At 37.0% G+C, this 1,012-nt stretch carries 1 protein-coding gene; it reads right to left on the bottom strand.

Annotated elements, in window-relative coordinates; genetic code table 11:
• Window positions 1–274: 274 nt before the first annotated feature.
• Window positions 275–1,012 (bottom strand): lactonase family protein (locus VXQ92_RS21485; protein ID WP_416683116.1); only part of this gene is annotated, 738 nt, incomplete at its 5' end.

A 1,012-nucleotide genomic window follows, 5' to 3' on the forward strand; every position in this document is an offset into this window, starting at 1 on the left:
TAAAAAATAAATAAGTATTTTACACGCAAAAATCTGCAAAAACCCGACAAAATTATTCATTATTATCAGGTTTGAATTGACCATTGTGACAAGCTCTCATTTTCTCAAAACTCACACGGCTTGAAAAGTAAAATGAGAGATTTTAAAGGAATTTTCTATGTACTCAATCCTCAACTCAATCTTGATTGTCTTTCAAGATTGAGTATCTGTAGCAATGAACACTGAAAAATGTAATAGCTTATAAATATTGCAGGATCAGTGTGAGAAAAAATTATTAAAAGAATTTGATATCAGTTGGAGTCGATATTTTAGCTGCATCGCCTAAAGGTTTTAATGAGCCAATTTTGGTATCAAAACGGAAAAATCTAATGTTATTAATATAAACATTAGTCACATAAAGATATTTACCTGACTCATCAAATGCAAAAGCACGTGGTTCAATACCATTGGCCTTATAAACTTGCGGTTGACCTAACAGCCCATTCTGTTGGATTTTAAATACCAAAAGTTTGTTGTCCGCACCACGATTTGCAGCGATCACATACTTACCATTTGGACTAAGAATAATTCCACTTGCACTCTTGAATTCAGGTGTTTTGTCTTCGTGAACCAGTTTTAGCTCAGCGACTTTTTTCAAATGGCCATCTTGTACGTTAAACGTCACAATTTCACTTCGCATTTCCGCGGTAATGTATGCCTGTTTACCATTTGGTGAAAAGACCATATGACGTGGACCAGAACCATGCTTAAAACTCACATCTCGGCTCTTGTCCGCTTCAAGTGGTTGAGGCTTACTTGGGTTGTAACGAAAAGCATAGACTTTGTCATTTCCAAGATCACTTGCATATAAATACTTCCCATCTGGGCTAAACGTTGTCGAATGGGCAGGGCCACTATCCTGACGCCCTTTAACATGACCAGAACCCTCCGCAAAAACAATATTTTGTACCATTTCACCCAAATGTCCATTTGGTAAAATTGGCAAAACAACGACACCGCCACGTCCTTTATC

Source organism: Acinetobacter sp. 228 (genome assembly GCF_048147885.1).